The sequence below is a fragment of the Vibrio sp. 2-1-2a genome (assembly GCF_032648565.1).
GTDB lineage: Bacteria > Pseudomonadota > Gammaproteobacteria > Enterobacterales > Vibrionaceae > Vibrio > Vibrio diabolicus.
Genome location: NZ_WBOH01000003.1, coordinates 103,118 through 128,228, shown reverse-complemented (window position 1 = coordinate 128,228; position 25,111 = coordinate 103,118). Strand labels below are relative to the sequence as shown.

Here is a 25,111-nt window from a genome sequence, read left to right as displayed (position 1 = left end):
AAATCACAACGTCATTGTGTAAAGTTCTAACGTTCGACCATTATCGTATTGCTGCTCAACTCGTTCAAACTCAAAGCCCAGTTTTTTAAGCAAACTTATACTACGAATATTGTCATTGTTGGTGATGGCAGCCAACTTATCGAGTTTCATTTCCCCTCGAGCATATTCCAGCACCGCGGTTGCCGACTCGACTCCGTAGCCGCAACCATAAGCAGAAGGTAAAAAACCATACCCGAGATCGTAGTGTTGCAATGTGTCACGCTTAACTAGCCCACAAATACCGATCGGCTGTCCATCGTCCTTTTTCTCTACTACGAGTAAACTCACGCCTTTAACTTTTTGCATGCGTAGCATGTTTTCTTTTATATAACGCGCCGCTTCATATTCAGTACGAATTTGTTTATCTCCGACAAAACGGTAAAAGTCTGGGTGGTTATAAAGTTCTAATATGAATGGTGCATCATCTACACTCACAAGACGTAATATCAAACGTTCAGTGATCAGTGTTTTCATTTGGACTCCATTAAAACGCGAGAGATGATTGGACATAGAAACGTACTTGAATCTTGCGACCGACGTAAGGGCTTATTTAGTTGTAACTTGATAAAAAAATAACTATCCTGCCCCGCTAAATTAAAGGACCACCACCATGAACCGCAAGAAGAAAATCAATCAGATCTTAAAAGCGAAGCAGAAGAAGCATAACGCTAAGCTACATAAGAGCAATAAGCCGCGTTATATCTCCAAAGCTGAACGTGCAAAAATGGAAGCTGAAGAGCAAAACCAAGCCTCGGAAAGCACGGAAAATGTTGTAGACACAGTGCCGACAGATCAAGCCTAAAAGAAAAGCCGCTTTATGCGGCTTTTTTGATACTCGAAGAGAGTTAGCTTTAGTATTCAACACTGTAGTTCAGTGTGAATGTGCGACCTCTTCCTTTGTAGTCGTACGCTGCTGCATCGTAGTGTGCTGCATAGAGAATCTGCGCACGTTGTGCCCAAGCGGTTGTGTAGTCTTCGTCAAATAGGTTTTGAATACCAAAGCCTAACTGCCCAACAGGTAGTGTTACATTACCCAGAAGATCAAACGTGGTGTAGCCCTCCAACTTATTGTTGGCGTCATCTTCGTAATCAAACATCGTCTGACTTTGTAGACGAATTGAGTACGAATCTTGGTAGTATGCAGCCCATGCATTAGCCTTAGACGTACTGGCTTTACCTGCGCTCACATCCTCCCATTTACCATCGGTTTTCAGCTCAGAAACTACGTAGTGTCCTGATGCCCCTAACAGGATATCGCGGGTCACCCAGTAATTGATGTTTGCTTCTGCACCGTAAACACGCTGCTCGTCGTCAACATTCGTAATCAACAACGTTTTTCTATCATACTTGATGGAGTTGTCGGAAAGCGAGTAGTAGCCTGCCGCCTGAAGCGCAAGAGAGTTGGTATCAAGACGGTAACCGATCTCATAGCTGTCCGTTTTAATACCTGACATTTTTGAGTCAGATACATTAATGCTGTTGTTCAACGCATAGTGCCCGTTTGCATCCACAGCATCATAACTGCCTTGACCATAGTACTTCGCAGGGTCAGCAAGTTCGAAACCTTGAGAGAAGTTTGCCCAAAGTTGAGATTCATCATTAAGCTGATAAATGGTGCCCAAATTAAACAGACTTACAGAGTAGTCGGTGCTGCCACCTGGTACCGCATCCGCTGACACCCCCTTACCCGAGGCAATCTTCTTTTGTACGCTATAGGCAACAAAGTCATCAATCTTGTTGTCCATGTATTGATAGCGGTAGCCTGCTTGAACGGACCAATCTTGATTAATTTGATAGTCACCTTGAACAAACATTGCGTAAGACGTTACATCTACACCTGGGTAACGACCAACTTCGGCGTACGTTTTATTAATCAAGTTTCCAGAGTTGTTTGCAATGCTTGGATCGAACAGAGCTTGATTGCTCTCAAAACGGTCTAAATACGCATCAACACCATAAACAAGGTTGAATGATTCCCAGTTTTTTGCCAGTGCCAAACGTCCAGCAAAAACCTCTGTTTTTTGCTGAGAAGCACCTTGATAATAAGGAGTAAATGTTTGGTCTTCACTTCGGTAAGATAACTCGCCAATCAGTTGATGACCGAATACGCTGTCGTGAGCGTAGTTCGCACTTAAGAGAACTCGCTCTGTACCGTGTTCACGATCGGAATCGAATCCCTCTCGTACATCAACAAATTTATTGTTAACAATGTACAAGCCGTATGGCGAATCTTGCTGGCTGTCATAGTATTGTGCGACAAGGTTTAACTTGCTGGCATCGGAGATTTGAATCTCTGTCGATCCCATCACATCAAGCGTCGAGTTGTATTGCAGAGAACCTTGGGAAATATCTGGGGTGACAATGTCGCCATTTGCGTCAAATGCACCTTGTGTCTCGGTGTACACAACCGAACCCCTAGCGGCAATTCGCTCATTCCCACCTGAGATAGACTGAGCTAGTTTGTAATCAAAGTCATCGCTGCTATTAAAACCTGTAGTGCCACTGACATACGATTCAAACGATAAGTCATCCGAGTAAGCTTTCTTGGTGATAATGTTAATAACACCACCTGTAGCGCCAGCACCATAAATGGAGGTTGCACCAGATAGTACTTCAATTCGCTCGATGTTGAATGGGTCAATCGCATCAAGCTGACGACTAATCGGGCGAGAAGACTGCAGTGAGACACCATCAATCATCACCAACATCGCTCTGCCACGCAGGTTCTGGCCGTAGTTAGTTCGACCACCCGTACCAACGTCTAACGAAGGAATGGTCGCAGAAAGAATGTCACCAAGTGTCTTGCCCGCGCGATATTGCTGAGCAATTTCCTCTTGCCCTACAAACCAAACCGTTCCTGGAATATCAGAGATCGACTTCGGCATCACACTGCCCACGACCACCATTTGTTCATCACTTGGTGTTGATGTTTGTTGAAGTTCTTCCGCAGCTATTGAGCTAACTGCGTATCCACTGCTCATCGCAAGTACGATGAGATTAAGAGAAAACGTCCTTTTTATCATTGTATTTATCTTTTTGTTGTCAACAAGAGCATGCAATGATACTTATTCTCACTCTCAAATCGAGCACTGTTACATAAGTTAAACAAATGTTAATTAGGATTATGCTTGCTCATAAGCTGTCGATTTTTTTCTAAACGAGGACAATCTTCACAAAGCTTTCTGCCTTCACACTTATAGACTAAACAACAGCTTTTTCTGACCAATTTTAGCGGCTGATCCAGTGATGTCTCATAAAGTGAATGACTATTGTTGGCATCTAAACCCAATGCCTGTAACCACAAGATGGCATGCTCACGTAATGTTGTGTTGGTCATTTGCGGAAAACGCTGTTGAAGACGAATCAAACAAGCCATGATCCCATCCGACATCAATTGATAAGTGAAGCCTGGGCGAATGCGCGTCCATTGACTCATTTCTTGTTGGTAGAAATCGAACAACTCTCGAATTTGACGTCCGGCCTCTTTTATTAATTCTTCTGGCTTACCATGTATATGTGTTTCGTCAGCGAATCGATATCCAGACACAAAACAAGGCTTGAGGTGCTGCGCCATCTCACGAATGTTTGGCAACGTGTGGAAACCGTAGATAGAAATGAACGCAACATAAACAGGCTGCCAACACAACAAATCCCACGTTCTCGTCAACCAATACGCTTTCCCCGCTTCCGGATGAGCCTCAGACAACTGTTGGTAAAGGCCTTGAATGATCGGATTGATATCATTTTCGATATGAATAACTTCTTGCCCTATTTCGCCAATATCACCGTGCAGGTAAGGCGTAATCTCACTCGAAGTTTGAAATAGTTGCGGGAAAAATTGCTCAGACATGATGGTTTATTGTTGGTGTAGTCATTCTGACACCTTTATACCCAAGCACTAATCGCAATGCAAACTATTATCTTTTGTGTTCACATAACAAAAGCCTATTCTCATCTGTGGTCTCTGTCTCTATTTTCACGCTCTTTGCGCCCGTAAGGTCTGCTTACGTATGCGATGAATAGCAACAAACTCTTAAACCTCTTCGCATTTAGCACTGACATGATCGCAAAAATACACAGCATAAAAACACCCTGATAAAACTGTGTTAACAGTTTCCCTGTTTAGCGTGAGTTATTGCCAATAATTGAATATTGCTGTTTCTTATCCAAAGGAGTGTGAACAACATGAAGTATTTTCTTTCTGAATATCGGGACAATGTAATTAAGTAATTTGGCTATATAGCCCCCTGTTTTGAATAAGGAAATCCACATGTTGTATCTTGAGTTTCTATTTTTGCTCGTGATGCTGTATATCGGCTCACGTTATGGTGGTATAGGCCTTGGGGTCGTATCTGGTATTGGTTTGGTGATTGAAGTCTTCATCTTTAAGATGCCGCCAACCTCCCCTCCTGTCACCGTTATGTTGATAATCTTGGCAGTGGTAACATGTGCATCCATTCTTGAAGCGGCTGGTGGTTTGAAATACATGCTGCAAGTTGCCGAACGTGTGCTTCGTAAGAACCCAAAACGCGTCACCCTCATCGCTCCTTTTGTTACTTACTTTATGACCTTCTTGCTCGGCACAGGTCACGCGGTTTACTCCATCATGCCAATCATTGGCGACGTTGCACTGAAAAACGGCATTCGTCCGGAACGTCCAATGGCAGCCGCTTCCGTCGCTTCGCAAATCGCGATTACGGCCTCTCCAATTTCAGCGGCAGTCGTTTACTACTTGGCACAACTCTCTGATATTCAGCACGAGATCACTCTGCTTTCTATTTTGCTCGTTACTGTTCCAGCGACGCTATTCGGTACCTTGCTGATGTCACTTTACAGCCTAAAACGCGGTAAAGAACTGGAAGACGATGAAGAATACCAAGAGCGTTTAAAAGATCCGGTGTGGCGTGAAAAGATCCTCAACACCACTGCAACGTCTCTTGATGAAGTGCTACCAACAAGTGCTCGTAACTCTGTGTTGCTGTTCATCGCGTCTATCTTGGTTATCGTCGTTATCGCGATGTGGCCGGACATTCGTACCATCGTGGATGGCGCGAAACCAATCAGCATGGCCGTTGTGATTCAAATGATGATGCTCTGCTTCGGCGGTATCATTTTGCTTGCAACCAAAACTGACCCACGTGACGTACCAAACGGCGTAGTATTCAAATCAGGTATGGTGGCTGCCATTGCTATCTTCGGTATCGCTTGGATGTCAGATACTTACTTCCAATACGCAATGCCTCAGTTCAAATCTGGCATCGTTGAGATGGTAACCAACTACCCTTGGACGTTCGCGCTTGCGTTGTTCATTGTATCGGTTGTGGTGAACTCTCAAGCAGCAACGGCTCGTATGATGCTACCTGTTGGTCTTGGCTTGGGTCTAGATCCTGCACTGCTTATCGGCCTAATGCCTGCGGTATACGGTTACTTCTTTATTCCGAACTACCCTTCAGACATCGCGACAGTGAACTTCGATACGTCAGGTACCACTAAGATTGGTAAGTGGTACTTCAACCACTCATTTATGTCGGTAGGTTTGATTGGTGTGATTGGTGCTTGCTGTCTGGGCTACTTGTTAGGACAAATGATCATTCCTTCATAATTAGCCAAATCAACAATAAATTAGAGGCGAGTCATTGTACGTTAGCGTACAGCCTGAATGACTCGCCTTTTCTTTGTCACGTTAGTTATTACAGTAAGAAGTCATCATCAATCGCGACAAAGTTATCTGCACAATCAATCAGAGTTTGGGATGTTAGCTTAGGCACACCATAAACGGTCACCGTTTTATTGAAGCGCTGCTGAATTCGTTCCACTAACAGACTAAAGTCCCCATCTCCAGAAACGAGAATCACTTCCTCAACTTCAGGGGCAATTTCAATCGCATCAAGAGTAATACCGACATCCCAGTCGCCTTTCGAGCTGCCGTCACGACGCTGAATATAGGGTTTAAGCATTACCTCGAACCCAACACCGCGTAAAATGTGATGAAACTGACGCTGTTTTGGATCGTTACTCGCGATGGCATAAGCACGAGCACTCACCACCTCTTTCCCTTGCGTCGCAACATACCAAAACTGGTTGTAATCAAAATTACTGCGATACGCTTCGCGACAGGTGTAATACACATTCTGTACATCAACCAAAATGGCGATCTTTTGTTTTCTTTCCGAATTCATCTTTTCTACGCTTGATTTATTTGCTGCCTACCCTAAGTCAGTTTTGGTAAAAGCACAATGAGCCAATTCCACTAAACTTAACGTATAAACGGTATTTGGGTTTCTAGGGGAACTGTCATGGGCGGAAAGTTACTAGTGATACTACTTTCTTGTATCTTGTCATCGACAGCATTCGGTTATCCAGCACATTCAAAGTACTGGCCGCATCGGAGTGTGCTTTACTTCGCTCCAGAAAACGATGAATACGTTAAACAATTCTTACTAGAAACACTCATGAATGAGTGCGAGTTGGAAGACAGAGATGTGGTCACATTAGTCATTACAGAACAAGGCTATACGTCTCCAGCTTGGCTCAAAGAAGAGTTTGATTTGAAAATGCTTGCCAAGCTGTATGAAATTGAAAAAGGCTCACATACCGCAATTTTACTGGGTAAAGATGGTCAAGAGAAATACCGATGGGGCGCAGAAACAGATTGGCCATTTATCAACAATTTGATTGATCAAATGCCAATGCGTAAGCAAGAAATGCAGAGACGTCATAGCCCCTGCAAAATCTAACCATTAGACGAACTTATTTTCTAAACCAGTCTAGTTTGTTGTGCAACTGAGTCACGCTGCCAACGACGATCAACGCTGGACTGATCGCCTTCTCAGCCATTTCAGAAAGTTCGTTCAGTTTTCCTTGGAACACGCGCTGCTCTGGACGCGTACCATTTTCAATAATGGCGCATGACATCTCTGGATCTAATCCATGAGTGATCAGGTTATCCATGATGTGACCGCTTTGCTTCAAACCCATGTAGAACACAAGTGTGTTGTTAGATTGCGCTAACGAATGCCACTCAATTTCGCGACCGTCTTTTTGCACGTGACCTGTAATAAATTGAACGCTTTGCGCGTGGTCACGGTGCGTTAATGGAACACCTGCGTAAGCCGTCGCGCCCGCCGCCGCGGTGATCCCCGGCACCACTTCGTATTTGATGCCATATTCTACAAGCTCTTCTAACTCTTCACCGCCGCGTCCAAAGATGAAAGAATCACCACCTTTTAGGCGCACAACGCGTTTACCTTCTTGTGCTTTTTCCACCAAAATTTGATTGATCTGGTCTTGTGGTACGCAGTGAAAATCGAGCTTTTTCCCGACATAAATCATCTCGGCGGATACGTGTGCTAACTCTAGAATCTCTTTAGATACCAATCGGTCATACACCACAACTTCAGCCGCTTGAATGGCTTTCAAACCTTTGACCGTCAGCAAGTCTGGATCGCCCGGACCTGCACCAACTAAAGAAACAAAGCCGCTGTTTAAAGATGAGTTCGCAGTAGTCATATCAACGCCTATCGGAAATTTGGATATAAAGAGTAACACTCACGTTATTAACTTAAGGTTTAAACTACCCCAAGGAGTTATTACTTTTTATAGCTAAATCAATACAATATCTATTGAAAGTTAAATGAGTTGAGTAGCCCTACCTTCCATAGGTAGGGCCAGATAAAAGCAGTTTATTTTGCGATTGCAGGCTCTGCTTTTACTTCTTCTTCAACTACGTTGATAGAAGGCGCTGTTTTCGCATGAGTTAGGTACAGTGGCAGACAAGTCATTACAAGACCACCAACGATGTTACCTAAGATGGTTGGGATAAGGTTGAAGTTCAACCAAGTCGCGATACCAAAATCCGCACCTAGAATCATACCCAGTGGGAATAGGAACATGTTTACCACGGTGTGCTCAAATACGAGTGCGAAGAAGATGAAGATTGGGAACCACATCATCGCTACACGACCAGATACTGAACGTGCCGTCATGTTGCCGATCACGCCCAGGCACACCATTAGGTTACAGAAGATAGCGCGTACAAAACACGTGATCCATCCGTCCATACCCATGTTTTCGAAACCAAGGCTACGGGCAGTCGATACAGCGACAAACTTCTTCGCTACCGCGTTCAATTCTAGAGAGAAGTTACCGGTTAGAGAGATAGCCACTAGGTAAGCCACTATTAGAGAACCAATCAGGTTACCCAAACCTACCAATCCCCAGCAACGGAAAATACGACCCCAAGTGATGCCCGGACGGTTAGCAAACTTAGCCAAAGGAGCAAGACCAAAAACACCAGTGACAAGGTCGTAACCCATCACACTGAGAATCACAAAGCCCACAGGGAAAACAAGCGCCCCCACAAGGCCGACGCCCGTTTGTACAATTGCGGTAATAGCAACCACCACTGCAAGAGACAGAATAACGCCTGCCATCGTGCCGCGAAGCAGAAGATCTCGTGTGCTGGTATTAATTTTCGCTTCACCCACGTTGATCATGGTTTGCACGAATTCAGCAGGTTTAAAGTCTGTAGACATGAATGTGTCCTTATTCAAAATTGAAAGTTAAAAAGTTAAAGATTGAATAGAGAAAGGCTTCCCGTTGACACCCACTGCTGTCGACATCATCTCGCTTCCCTGTTCCCCCAAGATGACGCTTGGAAAGCCTTTGTCTATTGAATCTAAGTACTCGGTGCATTCCCTCCCCTTAAGGAGGAGGGAATGCAAACCAAGCTTATGCAGAAATTTCTACTTCACCGTTGGTTACGCGCGTTTTGTACGCTTTCACGTTAAAACGCTCGTCTTCCATGCACGCACCTGTTGTCAGGTTAAAGCGTTGCTTTTTAAGTGGGCTTGCTACCCAAAGTTCGCCTTGGTGCTCACAAATCAAACCGCGAGAAAGCACGTTTGATTGGAAGAACGGGTCTGTGTTGCTGATCGCCAGCACTTCTTCTGCTTGTGTTGGGCGGAATACCGCAACTTGCTGACCATCAACCAGTGCACAAACGCCAGTGCCCGGTACGATGTCGTTGATTTGGCAAATCTTTTCAAATGACATGTTCAACCTCCCTTATGCTTCAGTGATCGCTACGTGTAGGATGTCGCCTTTCGCTTCAGGATGTTTCTCCGTGAAGGTCGCTGGACGATGCTGTTCGCGCTCTTGAACAAACACAACATTGTCATCGCGCTTCTCAGAGTTGATGAAGTGTGCGAAACGAGTCAGTTGTGATTCGTCATTGATGGTTGCAGTCCACTCACATTCGTACTCGTCTACAAGCTTCGCTATGTCTGCTTCTAGTTGAGCGTTAATGCCAAGTTTGTCTTCAACAATCACTTCGCGTAGGTAGTCAACGCCACCTTCCATGTTTTCCATCCAAACCGATGTACGTTGCAGTGGTGCAGCAGTACGGATGTAGAACATCATGAAGCGGTCGATATACTTGATTAGCGTTTCTTTATCTAGGTCGCTGGCTAGTAGGTCTGCGTGACGAGGTTTCATACCACCGTTACCACATACGTACATGTTCCAGCCTGCGTCAGTCGCGATGATGCCAAGGTCTTTACCTTGTGCTTCCGCACACTCACGAGTACAGCCAGAAACACCGAACTTCATCTTATGAGGTGTACGAATGCCTTTGTAACGGTTCTCGATGTAAGAACCTAGACCAACAGAATCTTGAACGCCGTAACGACACCACGTTGAGCCCACACATGTCTTCGCCATACGAAGTGCTTTTGCGTACGCTTGACCTGTCTCGAAACCAGCGTCGATAAGCTTGCGCCAGATCTCTGGAAGATCGTCTTTTTGAGCACCAAACAGACCAATACGTTGAGCACCGGTTACTTTGGTGTATAGGTTGTATTCTGCAGCAACGTTCGCTAGCGCACCCAGTGCTTGAGGTGTTACTTCACCACCCGCCATACGTGGGATAACAGAGTAAGTACCGTCTTTTTGGATGTTACCTAGGAAGTTATCGTTCGTGTCGTGCAGCTTAACCAGTTGTGGCTTAAGGATGTGCTCACCCCAGCAAGACGCCAAAATAGAGCCCACAAGTGGTTTACATACTTCACAGCCGTAACCTTTACCGTATCTCTCCAGAAGCTCATCAAACGTTTTGATCTCTTCAATACGGATTAAGTGGAATAGCTCTTGGCGTGAGTAAGCAAAGTGCTCACAAACGTCGTTCTTCACTTCAATACCAGATTTAGCAAGCTCTGCGTTTAGAACAGAAGTGACTAGAGGAATACAACCACCACAGCCTGTGCCAGCGCCAGTCACTGCTTTGATGTCACCCAATGTGTGGTGACCATCAGCAACCGCTTGAGCGATCTTGCCTTTGGTTACGTCGAAACATGAACAGATCACTGCGCTTTCTGGTAGTGCATCCGCACCGAGTGCTGGTTTCTCAGCACCTGCGTGTGCAGGAAGGATCAAGGCATCTGGATGCTCTGGTAGGTCGATTTCGTTCAACATCAATTGAAGCAGATCGCCGTAGTCAGATGTATCACCCACCAATACCGCACCGAGCAGTTTCTTGTTGTCTTCAGAAACGATAAGACGTTTGTAAACTTCTTGCTCTTCGTTTTGATAAACGTAGCTCTTACAGCCTTCAGTACGACCATTCGCGTCACCGATTGAACCTACTTTTACACCAAGAAGTTTCAGCTTCGCAGACATGTCAGCGCCTTCGAATTTGCTTTCTGTGTTACCTAGTAGGTGATCAACGGCAACCGTCGCCATCTTGTAGCCAGGAGCAACAAGGCCGTAGAACATGTCGTTCCAAGACGCACATTCACCAATCGCGTAGATGTTCTCATCAGAAGTCTGGCAGTGGTCGTTGATGGCAACACCACCACGAGGGCCAACTTCTAGCTCCATTTGACGAGCTAGTTTGTCTTGTGGACGAATACCTGCAGAGAATACGATGAAGTCTGTTTCTAGCTCAGTGCCGTCAGCAAAACGCATAACATTGCGTGCGTTTGTGCCTTCTGCCGCAATCTCAAGCGTGTTTTTGCTGGTGTGAACGTTCACGCCCATACGCTCGATCTTTTGACGAAGTTGGTTACCACCAGCAAGGTCAAGTTGCTCAGCCATCAGCTTTGGTGCGAACTCAACAACGTGTGTTTCTACACCCAATGCTTTTAGTGCGCCTGCCGCTTCAAGACCTAGAAGACCACCACCGATAACCACGCCTGATTTGCTGTTTTTCGCACACGCTTCAATCGCTTTTAGATCTTCGATCGTGCGGTAAACAAAACAGTCTTTGCTTTCGTGGCCTTTGATAGGCGGGACAAATGGGAATGAGCCTGTAGCAAGAATCAGCTTGTCGTATTGAACTTCACGGCCAGTGCTTGAGTAAACAATGCGGTTTTCACGGTTAATGTTAATCGCACGTTCACCGATCAACATATTGATGCCGTGTTTCTCGTAGAAGCCTTCTTTCACTAAAGAAAGTTCATCTGCAGTGTGGTGAGAAAAGTAAGAGGAAAGGTGCACACGGTCGTATGCGACACGAGGTTCTTCACAGAAAACGGTAATCTCCATATTAGAGATATCAGCTTTCTCGACTAAGTCTTCAATATAACGGTGCCCTACCATACCGTTACCGATGACTACTAGCTTCAACTTGCTCATTATAATTCCTAAGGGTTAGGTTCTTATCACTGAGCTCATTGTTAATTGTGAAAGAAAATTAATACATGATGTAAATCAATTACAATTTCAAACTACCCCAAAGGGGTAGATGAACGTTTTTATCTTGATATTGAAGAGTAAAAGGTAATTTATTAACGGATGTTGGTAGTTTTTACAAAATGAGATAACCGCAGTCATGCTCACAAAGGGCTATACAGTTTTGGCTTTTACAGAATGGCAATGATTGTCGAGTTAAACCACGCTAACGATAAACCCTGCTTTGTTTAAAAACAAAGCATTCGTTTTAACCTAGCAGTTTCAAGGCTATTAAAGGTGAACAACTGAAGTGACTGAAAGTTTTAGAAAAATCAAGTCTCACAACAAAAATCTTTTACTAGCTAAGTCGCACTATAAAGACTAGAATCTGATTTAGTTCATATGGAATAAAATCCATATGATTGATACCGTAATTGACATATAGAGTGCCGTCCCATGTTTGTGAGGCGGCCTTTTATTTGGGAGTCATAAAATGTCAGAAAACAATTCTATCTACATTTCAAGCTTAGATATGAACCGAATCACGGCTTTGTTGGATAAAATGCCAAACATCGCGGCGGAGCTTGTTGAGCTAGAAGCAGAGCTAGACCGTGCGACGGTTCTTGAGCCAGAACAAATGCCAGATAATGTGGTCACGATGAACTCAACTGTAGAGTTTAAATTTGCAGGTGAAGATAGAACCATGACAAAGACACTGGTTTACCCATCTGAGCTGAAAAGCAGTGATGATATTTCCATTTTTGCGCCCGTAGGCAGCGCACTGATCGGTTTGTCTGTTGGTCAAAAACTTGAATGGCCAATGCCAAATAATCAAGTGAAGACAATTGAAATTGTCGATATCACCTACCAGCCTGAGCGTTGTGGTGCACTAAACCGCTAACCCTCAGTAGTCCCGGTGCAAAGGCCTCATTTATGACTTTGCACCAGGAGAGCCCCTCGCTTATCCCCTATTTCCCTCTTTGTTTTTCCAAGCATTTACTTTGCTGCTCTTAAGTAACATCACCGATTCTTTATTATTTACCGCATATTCAATACTTATATCTCCAAGCTCAATCATAGAAATTGCAAAGTATTTTTCGTATATTGTCGCTCCGAAAACGACGTAAATTATGCGCAAAATGGAAGAATATCTAACTCGAATTGCCGTCTTAGAAAAAGAAAATGAAGAGCTGAAGCGGAAAAATGCGCGACTACAAGAAAAGTTGAATGCAGCACTCGACAGTAATGGACTGTGTTTGTGGGAGCAGCATATTCCTTCAGGTACTTTGACGATATTCAATATGCAGTGGGGCAAAATGCTAGGTTATCAGCCCCATGAGTTAACCGCGACGGTTGAAACGTGGAAAAACAATCTCCACCCTGAAGATTATGATCTTGCGGTGGGTGCATTTGAAGATCACCTAGCTGGCAAAACCGACCTTTATGAGGTAGTTCATCGCATGATTCATAAAGACGGCAGTGATAGTTGGGTCTACGATCGAGGGCGCATCGTCGAGTATGGTTCTGATGGCGAACCACTACGCATGATGGGCACTCATATCGATATTACAAAAGAAAAGCGATATGAGCAGCAACTGGCTAAGTTAGCTTCGAGTGATCCATTGACCGGACTGTTAAATAGAAAAGCAATTGAGGAAAACTTTAATCATCAACCTCAAACCAAGCCGTCTCAGCAGTCTGCCTTAGTGTTTGTTGATATAGATAATTTTAAAGCAGTTAACGACCAGCTAGGCCATCATACTGGTGATACTCTCCTCATTAATATCGCCAATAGCTTAACAGAGCTTGCGCCAAGCAAGTCTCAAGTCGGACGCATAGGAGGAGATGAGTTTGTCGTTTTAAGCTCTTATTCAAATCAAGAAGAAATATCTCAACTTTGTGATCGACTCTTAAGTTCCATCATTCCTGCGATAAATCAGGACTTAAATAAAGTAACGATTGGAATGAGCATCGGTGTTTGTCTATTTGATAAAGGAAAACAACAGTTTAATGAAGTTTATCAAAAAGCCGATCATGCAATGTATGAGATAAAGAAAAATGGCAAAAATGGCGTTGCCTATATCCAGATATAATAAGTCTCTTGTTTTTTGAAATTAATATTTCTTTAATTTGACAATTTTCTCTATGGAATTGATAGCGTCTTATTTTTAATAAGTCATTTATATAGGAAACAAAAGAAATAACAAACAATTAAGAGTGTTGCATACTACACGGTGTAATATTATTACTGTCTTTGTAACTGCTTTTGTTGCATACAATATTATTTCTTATTATTTTTATAAAAACCACTAGTAAAAAGTAGTTAAACATTATAATTCATAAGCTTATAAAAACCGAAATGCATGGTTGAATTTTAACCACCCCTTCTGCTAATATCTCGCCTCGTGTTTAAAAGTAATAAACACACACAAATATAAAACAAACTTTATAAAACATAATGCACACTTGATAATTACTGGTTCTATTTGGGTAGAGCTCGGTATTTATTTTATTTAAAACATTATGAATTTGTAATTTCATTTAATATCAAAATATTAAGTAGGTATATAAATTGAAGAAGGTCATCCTCCCTCAATTGGGCTTTGTTGCGTCAAATTTACGCTTGCTAGCTCTTGGCTTTGTAACCCTCGTGTCAGCATATTCTTTTTCATCAGAGGCTTATGTTGAGCAAGTGGCTAGTGGTGAACAAAAAACATTAGTTGTACTCGTCAATTTCCAAGAAAACCCTCAAGAGATCCCGATCTCTAAAGAAGACGCCCATCATGTTGTTTTTAATACCGTTAGCGACTTCTATTCGCAAATGTCCCAGGGGCAACTTTGGCTATCTGGTGATGTTGCTGGAACATTCACCTTACCGATATCAAACCAAATTTGTGATGATGATGCTGTAGCAGCGGAAGCCAACAAAATGGCTGAAACTGCGGGATATCAACTATCAAACTATGACCGTTTTATCTACTTAACAACCAAAACTGGATGTGCATCAGAAGGCTCTGGTAGTCAAGGAGTAACTCCCTCTAGAGCGTCAATAAATGCGGTTTTCGAGCCTCGAGTTATTGCCCATGAATTAGGACACAATTTTGGATTGCATCACGCTTCCGCACTCGACTGTAAAGACGGTACGTTGGCTGGTGATTGCCGTGTCATAGAGTACGGTGATAGCTACGATACAATGGGTAACTACGATATGGGTTACTTTAGCGCCTTCCAATTGGAAAACTTAGGGTGGCAGACCTCCCCTGCTCAAATCATTTCTAGTGATGGTGTTTACTCTATTGATGCCTATGAAGACTTTGAAAGTACTTCATCAAAAGTTTTAAAGATCCCAAGAGGTACCGATCCAATTACAGGTCAGCGCCAATGGTTTTACGTTGAATATCGACAAGCTCTTGGCTACGACAGCTTTTTACGTGACCGTTCGTACATCGTATACCGCCAAGATGTGACAGAAGGTGTGGTTGTGCGCCTAGCGACAGACGGTGATCTTAAAAGTAGCCGCTTGCTACACATGAAGCCTGACTCCACTTTCAAACAATTATTTGGGAGTAATGACTGGGAAGACCCTGCTCTTCCAATTGGTGGAACGTTCACCGATCCAAAAACAGGCGTGTCGATTACTTTGGAAAGTGCTAATGGTCAAAACGCACAGGTCAGTGTCATATTTGGTGGTGAATCAGGGCAATGCGTTGCGACATCGCCTCTACTCTCTCTAACCCCACTATCAGGTTCTGATGCTAATGCCGGAGAAACGTTAGCGTATAATCTTAAAGTGACGAACCAGAACAATACAGAATGTACAGACGCGACCTATACAACGGCTTTAAGCGTTCCTGACGGATGGAATTATGACGCAAGCGCCTTGACGGTTCCTTCCGGCATGAGTGCAGAAACGACGGTCATGGTTACGTCAAACATCGATGCTCAACCGAACTCTTACAGCATAGCCGTTGACGTTATAGATGCTGAAAATGAACAATCAGCCAAAACCGAGCTATCTTACACAGTGTTATCTGAGTCAACGTCACCACTTGAGGCGGTGAATGATAGCGTAACGATCAGTGATAAATCCGTCGTTCGCATCGAGCAGTTAAATAATGACTCGTTTGAACAATCGACCTCTCTTGCGATTACGGTCGCTAAGCCAAACAAAGGCAGCGCCCGTGTACTGAGTGATGGCTCCATTGAATACACACCTTCGAAGAAGTTTAAGAATAATGATTCATTTACTTATACGATCAGTGACGGTCAATCTTCTTCAACCGCGACGATTAGTATCACCTTACAATCGACTTCTGGTGGGAATGGTGGTGGAAACGGTAAAGGGAAACCGAACTAAATCACGCAATTCAATATGAAAAAGCCTGGAGAATACTCCAGGCTTTTTATTCACAAGACGTCAATTAGTTGCTTGGTGCTGGACAAATATCACAGTCTGCAGAAGCTGTATTCGTCGCTTGAGTATTATCGATTTTCAAGAAACCAACCGCTGTCACAGTATCACGGAAAGATTGTGTTTCTGCATTGCTAAATGCCGTTGGGATATAACTACCAGTATAAGACTGGCATTGATCCGAAGCGAGTTCGATATTATCCACTACTGTCACGTCATCAGAAGCATCCTCAGGCGTACCTGAGTCATCCACCACAGAAACATTCACTAAAGTAAGTCCAGGCGTTGTGTTACATACCATTCCCGAGAAGCTCACTTCTGCAATTATACCGTTTTCAGTAAGTTTGAAGCCGCTTTCACATGATTTCGTTACACTAATCATTGGAGACAAGCTCAATGACTCACATGGATCACTTGCAGTATCACTAATGGTCGCTTGGCCACCCGGAGTCGCAGCTGCTGTGACTTTCACCGTATTAGTTAGACCATTGCTTGTACTTTCAAAACTGCCGCTGTATGAAGCACTGTCACCTGAAGCAATGGCACCTAAGCTATGTGTAGTACCTGCTTCTAAATCCTCTACAACAACATCGTAGAGCGTACCGACACCATCATTAATCACGTCGCCGCTGTATGAGTAAACGTAACCATCTTCTGTTTCATTCACGACCGCTTGATTACATGTTTTAGTGATATCAACACTACACAACTCAAAGTCACCAACCACAAAGTCTTTCAACTGAGCGGTAATACTGCTTGATGCTCTTGTTTCGGCTGCAAACGAGCTAAAACAGGTGTCTGTTTGTAGAAGTTCAGTAAGGTTTACACCACCTTCAAAGAAGGTTTCTGGAGGGAAGACATTTTCGACACCACTTTTTGGCGTATACGCCCATGGTGCAGGTGAGTCAGTTGTATTGGTTGAAGCACACACATCTTGCGCGCCTGGTGAACACAGTGCATTTGTCTTAACTTTCAAACGTAAGTTTGTCGCAGCACACTGACCATCTTGTGGATTATTGTTATCAGCTTTCGCACAAGTTGTGTCCCATTCAAGAACCAAAATTTCTGGCCCCTCATTTGCCCCTTGCAAATAATTCACCTGAATCAAAAGGTCGCCAGCAATATGTTGACCCGTGAATGTACCGTCTGGGTTTGTACTGACCGAGTCTTGATAAAACCAAAAACCTAAGAAGGCATCACCGCTGTTACCAAAACGGTCTGCACCAAAGGTGAGTACAAGGTCATTATTAATGTTGTATGCCGCTGCATACGCATGAAGAATGTCCCCTTTATCAAGTACCGTACCAGTCTTCCAACCAAGTTCCGGTATGTCTTTGATGTCTTTATTACCACCAGTAAAGATTGTATCCGGTGTTGCCGTGTCATTCTCAAAGCTAAATACTAATGCTCCACCACTGTTTGGCGGCGTTGACCAGTCATCTGGAGCACCTACTCCAGAGTCATCTATCGCATTAGCATTTGCTTCTAACTCAAATACGCCATCTGTTGGTGTTGCAAATGCAGAGCTACCTATTAGCAAGCTTGTAAATATTGCATAAAGAAAGCTCTTCATCGTATGCCAGATACCTGACTTACAAGAATTCATAACCTACTCCTTAGAACGCTTCTAAAGCTAGACGAAGGTCCCTATGTCATTAATTGCCTTTTAAGAAAGAGTGAAAGCGAGATACAACTTTCGTTTCGAGCTCGTATAACGCATAGAGCATGCCACTACTTAAGGTTATGATTTTATTAAACTAAATATTTTCAACAGCGAAGAGAATGAACAGAGTGTTCAATTTTAAAGAAAGAGAAAGAAAACAAAAGAGACAAAAAAACCTACGATAACAAAGATATATACGTGTTCTAGGATAATGTTACAGATTGACACTTTATTGTTTACACCTGTGACAGATGCACAAAAACGACGGTATTGAAACTGTCCACTATGAATATGAAATAGACGCTTACTCACCTCTCCAACTAATGTGAAGGTGATGTGTAAGACCTGTTTGCATAGTGTTACATCCTTTACACATCTAATTGAATACTCATTTAACTAAAACATATTCAGTCGTTTAGCGAATAAGTTTTAGCTCAACCATTTATGAAAATATAAACAAACTGTTCACCCCTCTGTACAAAAATAAAAAATAATCAACAAATACAAAAGGTTAAATATGGAACACTCTATGCTAGTCAACTGGCGCAGTTTAACTCTGTGAGAAAACTATCACGTATGTGGGCTCAAGGACGTAGTGAGCCCACTTACACAAGGAGGTTTTATGAAAACCATATTTAACTCTTGGTGGGGCAATAAGAGTTACCGTTGTTCCACTTTATGTAGCCAGAATATACTTACAGCGATCAATATCAGCAGCATGTTTAAGCTGTTTACTTGGGTCATAGCGGTTAGCTTAGTGCTGAGCTCTCAAATTGTTTACGCATCCGCTGGCGACCCTTCAAGCCGAGGCGTGCAACCAATATTTGTTGAAGGGAATAACACCTGTCAACAATTACTTCCAGGGATCGATGGTTTGATAGAATACAAGCTTGAGCCAGTTACAGACGGCACTTTCGGTGATGGCATGCTTGAAGTGGTTATTGATCAACAACCTGGGGCAAAAACCTTCAGTTGGGATCAAGGTGATAGCCCTGTGATCATGCAAGCTATCTTCGTAAAAGGTGGTCCTGACGGAAACCTATATAACTACTTTACAGATGGATTATTGTATCAAGATGATGCCTTACTACATGCACCTGTGGGTAACAATGGTAGATACTATGGCTTAAGTCATATTTCATTCTGTTACACACCAGGCGTCCCAGACATTAAAATCACTAAAACTTGTACATTTGGTGATGTTGTCAATGGTAACACTCTGAAATACAACTATAAACTCACTGTAGAAAACACCGGTGACTTTGCATTGTATGATGTTGTGGCAACAGACACTACAGCCGTTGACAACGATATGGCTGCTGGTGACCATGTGTTCAATTTAGCGATGCTCGCCGTTGGACAAACGCAAGAGTTTAATGGTTCGTTTATTATTGACCAAAACGGTATCACTAACTACGCAGAAGTAAGCGCAGCACTTGAAACTGGTGGTGGTGTTGCGGTTTCTGACAACGCAGATTGGGAATGCCCAAGCCAGAACATCCCTGGTTCATTGTCTCTAGAGAAAGACTGTAGTGTCGTCGTCGTGAATCGATTTGAAGATACTGGTATTAATGAATACGGTCTTCAAGTCAATTACAGTGGTAGTGTATGTAATACCTCCAATGTCACCATTGACGGCATTGTCGTAATCGACAACAAAGACTCGAATCCAATCCAAGTTGGTATGCTTGCGCCTGCTGAGTGTTACGACTTTACTGGTAACTACGAGCCAATCCCAGGAGATGGTGAAGGCCTTCCATTACCGGGTGAAGAGGTCAGAGCGTTTACAGATACTGTGGATGCGAGTGGTGAAACTATCTTCGGTAATGTTGTCGTAGAAGCGATAACAGCGTCTGCAGAATGTACGCTATGTCCAACTTGTCCAGAGCCTGTTAACTGCCCTGAATAAGGTCTACTTACAACTTAATAAAACAACGCCTGACGTTAACTCGTCAGGCGTTTTCTTTCGAACTATATCGTTCTATTTATTCTTACCTTTCCCATTGTTACCAGAGTTGCCAGAATCGCCACCAGATGAGGACTCTAACTTCACTGAGACCTGAGCGGTCGAGCTGCTTTGACCATCACCTATGGTATAGGTAAAGCTGTCGTTATTTTTGAATTTCTTCTCAGGTGTGTAACGCAGGGTGCCATCTGATAACAGCTCTAGTCGCCCCTTACTTGGTCTAGTAAAAGAAAGCACGCTTGCAGAGTTTTGCTCTCCAACAACATCGTTTGCCATCACATCGATAATCACCGACTGTTTCGAAGACATAGTCACCTGATCATCAACAGCAACGAGCTCTGGTGATGGCGAGATTTCAGTAGTTACAGAGTAATTCACGGATGCTGCGGTTTGCAGACTTGAGTCCTCTCCGTGCGTCACGATCATATTCAAAGCATAGTCTTTATCACTAGCGTCAACCGAAGATACGACTGATATCATTACTTGTCCGGTTTCACCTGCTGCTAGCGTGATTGCATTGCTGCTTGCTTTCCAACCAGTTGGCACTGACGCGTTTACAGAAAAACTGCTCGCTGAACAATCTGCACTATCTTTGTTGGTAATAGTGACCTGATATTGAACCTCATCGCCGGCTGCAACCGAGTTGTTTGTTGCAGCTTTCGCAGTCACTGATGGAGCATTTACAGTACAAGTCCCGATATTACCGTTGTCAGAGCCGTCAAAGACAACGCTTACTTCGGCGATGCCGTTCGCTGCACTCACCAAACTCAATGTTACACCTGAGTCTGGGTCAGTATAGCTACCACCGACCGGCATAGATGGGTCAAACCAGTCATTTCGGCCAAAAACCGCACGATATTCAGAATCAGTTTTAAAGTGAAGCAGATTACTGCTGCGCCCATCGCCTTCTACAGCGCTTCGAATGATGATGCCATCCGTAACGTCCCCACGATAGAACGAGTAAGAACGAGCATCTAAAAAGTCGTCAAACCCAATAGACTGGCGGTATTCAATGTAAAACCATTTTTTTGCACCTGTAGAAGGATCAGTACCACGAGGTACTTTTATCGTAACTGGCTGATCACTAGTCGTCTCGTAATTCGCGATGGAGTAAGTACCATTTTGAGTAACTTCCAGTGTCTTTGAAGCGTGCTCTCCCTCTAGCCATCCTAGTCGCTCGCGCTGGAAAGTATTCAAATAGCCGATGTCTGGACCACCCATTACATCATAGGTATCACCGTATTCACGCAACGTACAGTTGTCTGAAAGCGTATGCTCGCCACAATCAAGAGCACGAGAGTGATGCAAACCAAAGTTATGTCCAAGCTCATGAGCGATATTCATCGGAGAAAAATCACCATTGATGTGCGCGCGTGAAGGCATGCCATCAATAGTTGCCGATCCAGCGACACCACATGCCGTTTTTGTCATCAAGTAAACAATACGATCGTACTCTTCAAGCTTCACTCCCGCAGCGATGGCTTCTTGATCCGCTGCATCTTGAACAGCGGTAAAATCACAAACCTGATTAGACAACGGCAAATTAAACCAACCTACGACTTTCCCAGACAGCCACATTTGATCAAAAGAGCTTTCACGGTAGAAGTCATTCACTGTGCCAAAGATTAGATTATTTGCCTCTGACAAAGTTAATGGCTGCTCATTTGGGTTTTCTTTGAAGTTCAGCAGGATAACCAATGTATTTTGCTGTCCCGTCGTACTTCCTGCTGCACTGGCGTAATGGATGCTCTGTAAACAAGCGAATATTACTAATAAAAATGACAACCCTTTATTTAGGATTGTTCTATTTATTTTAATATTTTTTATCACTGCTTCACCTAATTTTAAATTAATAACTAGTTCACCTTCCCGACAATATAAGCAGAAATGGTAGGGTAAAATAATATAAATTTTAGGCAATAAAATGCCCTAGCCTATAAAGCCAAATATGTTCCTATATACATCAACATGGTTATAAAAGGATAACCACCAAAAATATAAGAGCCGGAATCATAGCAAAGCAACCGGTCAAAATTCAACCAGAGCGATAAGTAATTTAGGTTAAGTTTGTGTAATAATAAATTTGTCCATTTTTGTCAGTTACTTAAAATAACCTTATGATTGTTTTATATGAACAAACTTTGTATTCAACAATGACTTTAATAAATCACTTGCACTACAGCCAATTTAAATCATTAAAAATCAAACAAGTAGAAATTGAACTAAAACAACCTCAATTTCATCGCATGAAATTATAACCTTTAAATTCATTAACTTAATAACGAGTCATTCGAATAATATACCTCAACAACTCTTGAGTAATATTATCCATCTTTAATTGTTAAATTTACGTTAAATTAAAGTGGTGAAAAGTTTTTTGCTCACCTAGTTTTATACTCGATTAAAAGACAGACTGAGCGATACAGTGCAATATCAACTAGAGACATATAGAGAAACAAGCAGGATATATGTGCAACTTTATTTTCAGTATTGAACTAAAATCACGTGACAATATGACGCTATAGATAGCAATTCGGGAAAACTAGTTAAAGAATGATTAACTGATAATTGAGGTTGGTATTTGTACAAAAATTAATTATTCAATTAAAAAGTGTGTATTAGAATAGTTTGACAATACCAGATACTAAAAAACCGGCACTAGGCCGGTTTTTAGAAATAGTGGAGGCGCCTCCCGGAGTCGAACCGAGGTCCACGGATTTGCAATCCGCTGCATAGCCACTCTGCCAAGGCGCCTTTCTGATTTTGTATCTCTGATACCAAAGATTTTGATGGTGCCCCGGGCCGGACTTGAACCGGCACAGCGCGAACGCCGAGGGATTTTAAATCCCTTGTGTCTACCAATTCCACCACCAGGGCAACGCAATCATGCGATGGGTTAGACACCATCTGTCTCAGCGGCCTTTGCCGTGAGAACGAGGCGTACTTTAACGGATTAATTTATCTGGTCAACAAAAAATTAGTCTTTTTTATTCAAATGGTTAAAAAGCCAACTCAAACGAACAAAGGGCGATCATTTTGCTCACAAGAACATCAGCATGCTTTGCTCTGGTTTGCTTTGCTTCATCACTTCATGTCAACGAGGAATCGACAAGTCGCACAAATAGACAATATGGGTATAAACTTAACTCGTACTGCAGGGGACAAATAAGCGCTCATCATGTTTCGAAAGTCATCATTTCAATTACCGCTACACACTGATTCCGAACTCGACTTCGTAGTGCCCCACTTCTTACTTACTGAATTTGATTATGCACGCTCTCTGGAACAAGGGATCGTCCATGACTTGGACCCTGAATATACACACCAGTATCGCGTCACACTAAGGCGCATACGCTCACTATGCTTGCTACTTCGCGAATTGATACCTCCTTTTGAACAGCGTATTTTGAAACCTCATTTAAAAATAATGATGAAGAAAACAAATAAGCTGCGTGATTTAGACGTATTTATCTTGGACAAAAGCCAATACATTGAAATGCTCCCAAACCACAAACCCTCTCTTGAGCCGCTTTTTGGCTTTATAGAATCCGAACGTGCTTACGAACAGGCAAAAGTTGCGCGTTGGCTAGCGACACAAGAATACACTATGCACTGCACTTTGGTCAGGAATAGTCTGCTGCGAAGTACACAACACGAACGAGTGGATAACAACGTACCTGCGTTACTCTTCGCAAGCCAAAAAGTCTCCGAACAATTTAAAAAGGTCGACAAAGCACGGCGCAAGATTTCGGACAAAAGTCGTGACAGCGTGATCCACTCAATGAGGATAAAGTGCAAAGCGCTGCGTTATTTGTTAGAAGGGTTTTCCGCACTCTACCCTTCCCCACAGCACAAAAACAACGTGAAACAATTAAAACTATTACAAGACAAGCTCGGTGATTTTAACGACACTTCAAGTCAAATTGAATTTTTCACACAGCTCAAAGAGGCAGTAAACCTCAATAAACAAGATCGTAAGGCTTTGAAAAAGCTAATTAACGTGCTTAGTGAACATCACGATACTTCGCGCCAGACCATCTTAACGCACTTAGACCAATTTGAGGCTTTCATCCACGATACCAACACATAATGCCTCTACCAGCACTAACCTAGGTTCACGTATTTTTAATATTCATTAATTACAGTCAGTCGTTAGGCTCCATAAAGAAAGATAACGTGAAACCATTAAAACGATACCAATATGAGCGCTATGCCGTACTCTGTAATCTCGCCTATCCTCGCGTCTTCAGACAAACTCAATACGGATTCGATCCTAATGGGCAACGAGTCATTAGAAATGAACACGGTAAGATTATGATTCGCGTGCTCTGGAGTAAAAAACAGAGTGAAGTGGTCGTAGTGATTAAAGGCTCACACAGTATCAGTGATTGGTTGTTAAACTTCGCGATGTGGACGAGAAGCTGTCGAAGGTTGGGACTGAATTACCGCATTCACGCGGGTTTCTATCATCTTCTGTTTCAAGAAAGTTTACCGAGCCGAAATGAAGATCGGTTGGGGTTGACCGTGCTCGAGCGCCTCGAAGGTATCGTTGTACCGCTCATTCTTAGGGGAAAAAGAATCACTATTACTGGTCACTCTTCAGGTGGCGCGATTGGCAGTGTTTTTGCCGACTATATTGAGAAAAAATACCCAAAGAGCATTAAACGCGTCGTGACTTTCGGTCAGCCCGCGGTTGGAGATTGGACGTTTAAGAAACGCTACCGTTTGGGGCACAAAACATACAGGATTTGTTGCGACATCGACATCGTGACCTTTATGCCGCCCGTACCTTTTTTGTATTGGCATGTAGGCAAAATGCTATGGTTATATAACGGGAAAATATACGAGAACACCCCAACGCTCATACGGCTTGGGCGCTCCTTATTTAGCTGGCTAATGCGACCGTTCTCTTATCACTTTATGAGTAAATACATTCGCGACAAAGACTTTTTTGATGAACGCTGAGTTAAACATCCGAAAGGTATGACGTACAGGCACTAAAAAGCCGGACTTAGCCGGCTTTACGTTTTTGTGGTGAATTACAGAGAGGCAATTTCTTTTTCAAGTTGATATTTGCTATCTGTGACTATGCGCTCTAACACTTCAACGCGTCGCTTCAAGTCACCAATTTGCTTGTTAAGGTTATCTTGTTCTTCTTGGCTCATCGTATTACGTTCAGATATCTCCAAAGCTCTTACTTCTTTACGATGATTCAAGATTAACTTAATTATCCCGCCCCCAAATATGGCACCGAACACAATAGCCACAACCAATACATCAGCAATAGATTCCATTCTTCATCTTCCTCTAGATAATGCTCAAATATAAGTTACTCATTTGTTATATGAATATCAAATAACGTATT

Annotated in this window: 20 protein-coding genes and 2 tRNA genes; 9 read left to right on the top strand and 13 right to left on the bottom strand. The window is 43.0% G+C overall.

Features of this window, described 5'->3' with window-relative positions; all coding sequences use genetic code 11:
• Positions 1-3 precede the first annotated feature (3 nt).
• Entirely contained in the window at positions 4-513 is a 510-nt protein-coding gene (locus F7Y48_RS08975; protein ID WP_053808379.1) for a GNAT family N-acetyltransferase, read from the bottom strand.
• Between the two features lie 136 nt (positions 514-649).
• Between F7Y48_RS08975 and F7Y48_RS08970 the strand changes: the two genes are divergently transcribed.
• Complete coding sequence (locus F7Y48_RS08970; protein ID WP_012842232.1) at positions 650-841, top strand: DUF2986 domain-containing protein; 192 nt, start codon at positions 650-652, stop codon at positions 839-841.
• 49 nt (positions 842-890) lie between these two features.
• On the opposite strand, the gene F7Y48_RS08965 is transcribed toward F7Y48_RS08970, so the two are convergent.
• Together F7Y48_RS08965 and F7Y48_RS08960 are read right to left on the bottom strand one after the other, a co-directional pair.
• On the bottom strand, positions 891-3,062 hold the full coding sequence (locus tag F7Y48_RS08965) for a TonB-dependent receptor (protein ID WP_316683639.1): 2,172 nt from the start codon (positions 3,060-3,062) through the stop codon (positions 891-893).
• 89 nt (positions 3,063-3,151) lie between these two features.
• The gene (locus F7Y48_RS08960) at positions 3,152-3,889 is read right to left on the bottom strand and encodes a siderophore ferric iron reductase (RefSeq protein WP_316683638.1); all 738 of its coding nucleotides are present in this window, start codon (positions 3,887-3,889) and stop codon (positions 3,152-3,154) included.
• A gap of 420 nt (positions 3,890-4,309) precedes the next feature.
• On the opposite strand from F7Y48_RS08960, the gene F7Y48_RS08955 reads away from it, so the two are divergent.
• Positions 4,310-5,641: an anaerobic C4-dicarboxylate transporter gene (locus F7Y48_RS08955; RefSeq protein ID WP_005394592.1), complete on the top strand. Its 1,332-nt coding sequence runs from the start codon at positions 4,310-4,312 to the stop codon at positions 5,639-5,641.
• A gap of 88 nt (positions 5,642-5,729) precedes the next feature.
• Here F7Y48_RS08955 and F7Y48_RS08950 read toward each other — a convergent pair whose 3' ends face one another.
• Positions 5,730-6,218, bottom strand: coding sequence for an NYN domain-containing protein (locus F7Y48_RS08950; protein WP_005394594.1), 489 nt, complete (start codon positions 6,216-6,218; stop codon positions 5,730-5,732).
• A gap of 117 nt (positions 6,219-6,335) precedes the next feature.
• Between F7Y48_RS08950 and F7Y48_RS08945 the strand changes: the two genes are divergently transcribed.
• Positions 6,336-6,776: a DUF4174 domain-containing protein gene (locus F7Y48_RS08945; RefSeq protein WP_012842228.1), complete on the top strand. Its 441-nt coding sequence runs from the start codon at positions 6,336-6,338 to the stop codon at positions 6,774-6,776.
• Positions 6,777-6,789: 13 nt separating this feature from the next.
• Here F7Y48_RS08945 and cobA read toward each other — a convergent pair whose 3' ends face one another.
• The 4 genes from cobA to nirB form a co-directional block, all read right to left on the bottom strand.
• Entirely contained in the window at positions 6,790-7,548 is a 759-nt protein-coding gene (gene cobA / locus F7Y48_RS08940; RefSeq protein ID WP_316683637.1) for a uroporphyrinogen-III C-methyltransferase, read from the bottom strand.
• Between the two features lie 173 nt (positions 7,549-7,721).
• Positions 7,722-8,573 (bottom strand): formate/nitrite transporter family protein, encoded by an 852-nt coding sequence (locus tag F7Y48_RS08935; protein ID WP_316683636.1) that lies wholly within the window; start codon positions 8,571-8,573, stop codon positions 7,722-7,724.
• A 196-nt stretch (positions 8,574-8,769) separates the two neighbouring features.
• The gene (gene nirD / locus F7Y48_RS08930) at positions 8,770-9,093 is read right to left on the bottom strand and encodes a nitrite reductase small subunit NirD (RefSeq protein ID WP_046875391.1); all 324 of its coding nucleotides are present in this window, start codon (positions 9,091-9,093) and stop codon (positions 8,770-8,772) included.
• Positions 9,094-9,105: 12 nt separating this feature from the next.
• Positions 9,106-11,670, bottom strand: coding sequence for a nitrite reductase large subunit NirB (gene nirB / locus F7Y48_RS08925; protein ID WP_316683635.1), 2,565 nt, complete (start codon positions 11,668-11,670; stop codon positions 9,106-9,108).
• A gap of 529 nt (positions 11,671-12,199) precedes the next feature.
• On the opposite strand from nirB, the gene rnk reads away from it, so the two are divergent.
• From rnk to F7Y48_RS08910, 3 genes are all read left to right on the top strand, one after another.
• Positions 12,200-12,607, top strand: a complete 408-nt coding sequence (rnk, locus tag F7Y48_RS08920; protein WP_005394604.1) for a nucleoside diphosphate kinase regulator — start codon at positions 12,200-12,202, stop codon at positions 12,605-12,607.
• 238 nt (positions 12,608-12,845) lie between these two features.
• Entirely contained in the window at positions 12,846-13,799 is a 954-nt protein-coding gene (locus tag F7Y48_RS08915; protein ID WP_104970831.1) for a diguanylate cyclase domain-containing protein, read from the top strand.
• Positions 13,800-14,278: 479 nt separating this feature from the next.
• On the top strand, positions 14,279-16,063 hold the full coding sequence (locus tag F7Y48_RS08910) for an Ig-like domain-containing protein (RefSeq protein ID WP_316683634.1): 1,785 nt from the start codon (positions 14,279-14,281) through the stop codon (positions 16,061-16,063).
• A gap of 64 nt (positions 16,064-16,127) precedes the next feature.
• Here F7Y48_RS08910 and F7Y48_RS08905 read toward each other — a convergent pair whose 3' ends face one another.
• On the bottom strand, positions 16,128-17,723 hold the full coding sequence (locus tag F7Y48_RS08905) for a DUF11 domain-containing protein (protein WP_124007964.1): 1,596 nt from the start codon (positions 17,721-17,723) through the stop codon (positions 16,128-16,130).
• A gap of 679 nt (positions 17,724-18,402) precedes the next feature.
• Between F7Y48_RS08905 and F7Y48_RS08900 the strand changes: the two genes are divergently transcribed.
• The gene (locus F7Y48_RS08900) at positions 18,403-19,689 is read left to right on the top strand and encodes a DUF11 domain-containing protein (RefSeq protein ID WP_225461124.1); all 1,287 of its coding nucleotides are present in this window, start codon (positions 18,403-18,405) and stop codon (positions 19,687-19,689) included.
• Between the two features lie 72 nt (positions 19,690-19,761).
• Here F7Y48_RS08900 and F7Y48_RS08895 read toward each other — a convergent pair whose 3' ends face one another.
• The 3 genes from F7Y48_RS08895 to F7Y48_RS08885 all read right to left on the bottom strand — a co-directional run bounded on the left by F7Y48_RS08895 (position 19,762) and on the right by F7Y48_RS08885 (position 22,623).
• Positions 19,762-21,444 carry an Ig-like domain-containing protein gene (locus tag F7Y48_RS08895; RefSeq protein ID WP_104973724.1) on the bottom strand — a complete coding sequence of 561 codons (1,683 nt, stop codon included), beginning with the start codon at positions 21,442-21,444 and terminating at the stop codon, positions 19,762-19,764.
• A gap of 982 nt (positions 21,445-22,426) precedes the next feature.
• Positions 22,427-22,500: transfer RNA gene (locus F7Y48_RS08890), tRNA-Cys, on the bottom strand.
• Between the two features lie 36 nt (positions 22,501-22,536).
• Positions 22,537-22,623 (bottom strand) — tRNA-Leu (locus F7Y48_RS08885).
• Between the two features lie 361 nt (positions 22,624-22,984).
• Here F7Y48_RS08885 and F7Y48_RS08880 point away from each other — a divergent pair.
• Together F7Y48_RS08880 and F7Y48_RS08875 are read left to right on the top strand one after the other, a co-directional pair.
• The gene (locus F7Y48_RS08880) at positions 22,985-23,836 is read left to right on the top strand and encodes a CHAD domain-containing protein (protein ID WP_316683633.1); all 852 of its coding nucleotides are present in this window, start codon (positions 22,985-22,987) and stop codon (positions 23,834-23,836) included.
• An 86-nt stretch (positions 23,837-23,922) separates the two neighbouring features.
• The gene (locus tag F7Y48_RS08875) at positions 23,923-24,711 is read left to right on the top strand and encodes a lipase family protein (RefSeq protein ID WP_316683632.1); all 789 of its coding nucleotides are present in this window, start codon (positions 23,923-23,925) and stop codon (positions 24,709-24,711) included.
• Between the two features lie 74 nt (positions 24,712-24,785).
• Here F7Y48_RS08875 and F7Y48_RS08870 read toward each other — a convergent pair whose 3' ends face one another.
• Complete coding sequence (locus tag F7Y48_RS08870) at positions 24,786-25,040, bottom strand: hypothetical protein (protein ID WP_012842214.1); 255 nt, start codon at positions 25,038-25,040, stop codon at positions 24,786-24,788.
• Between the last annotated feature and the right edge of the window lie 71 nt (positions 25,041-25,111).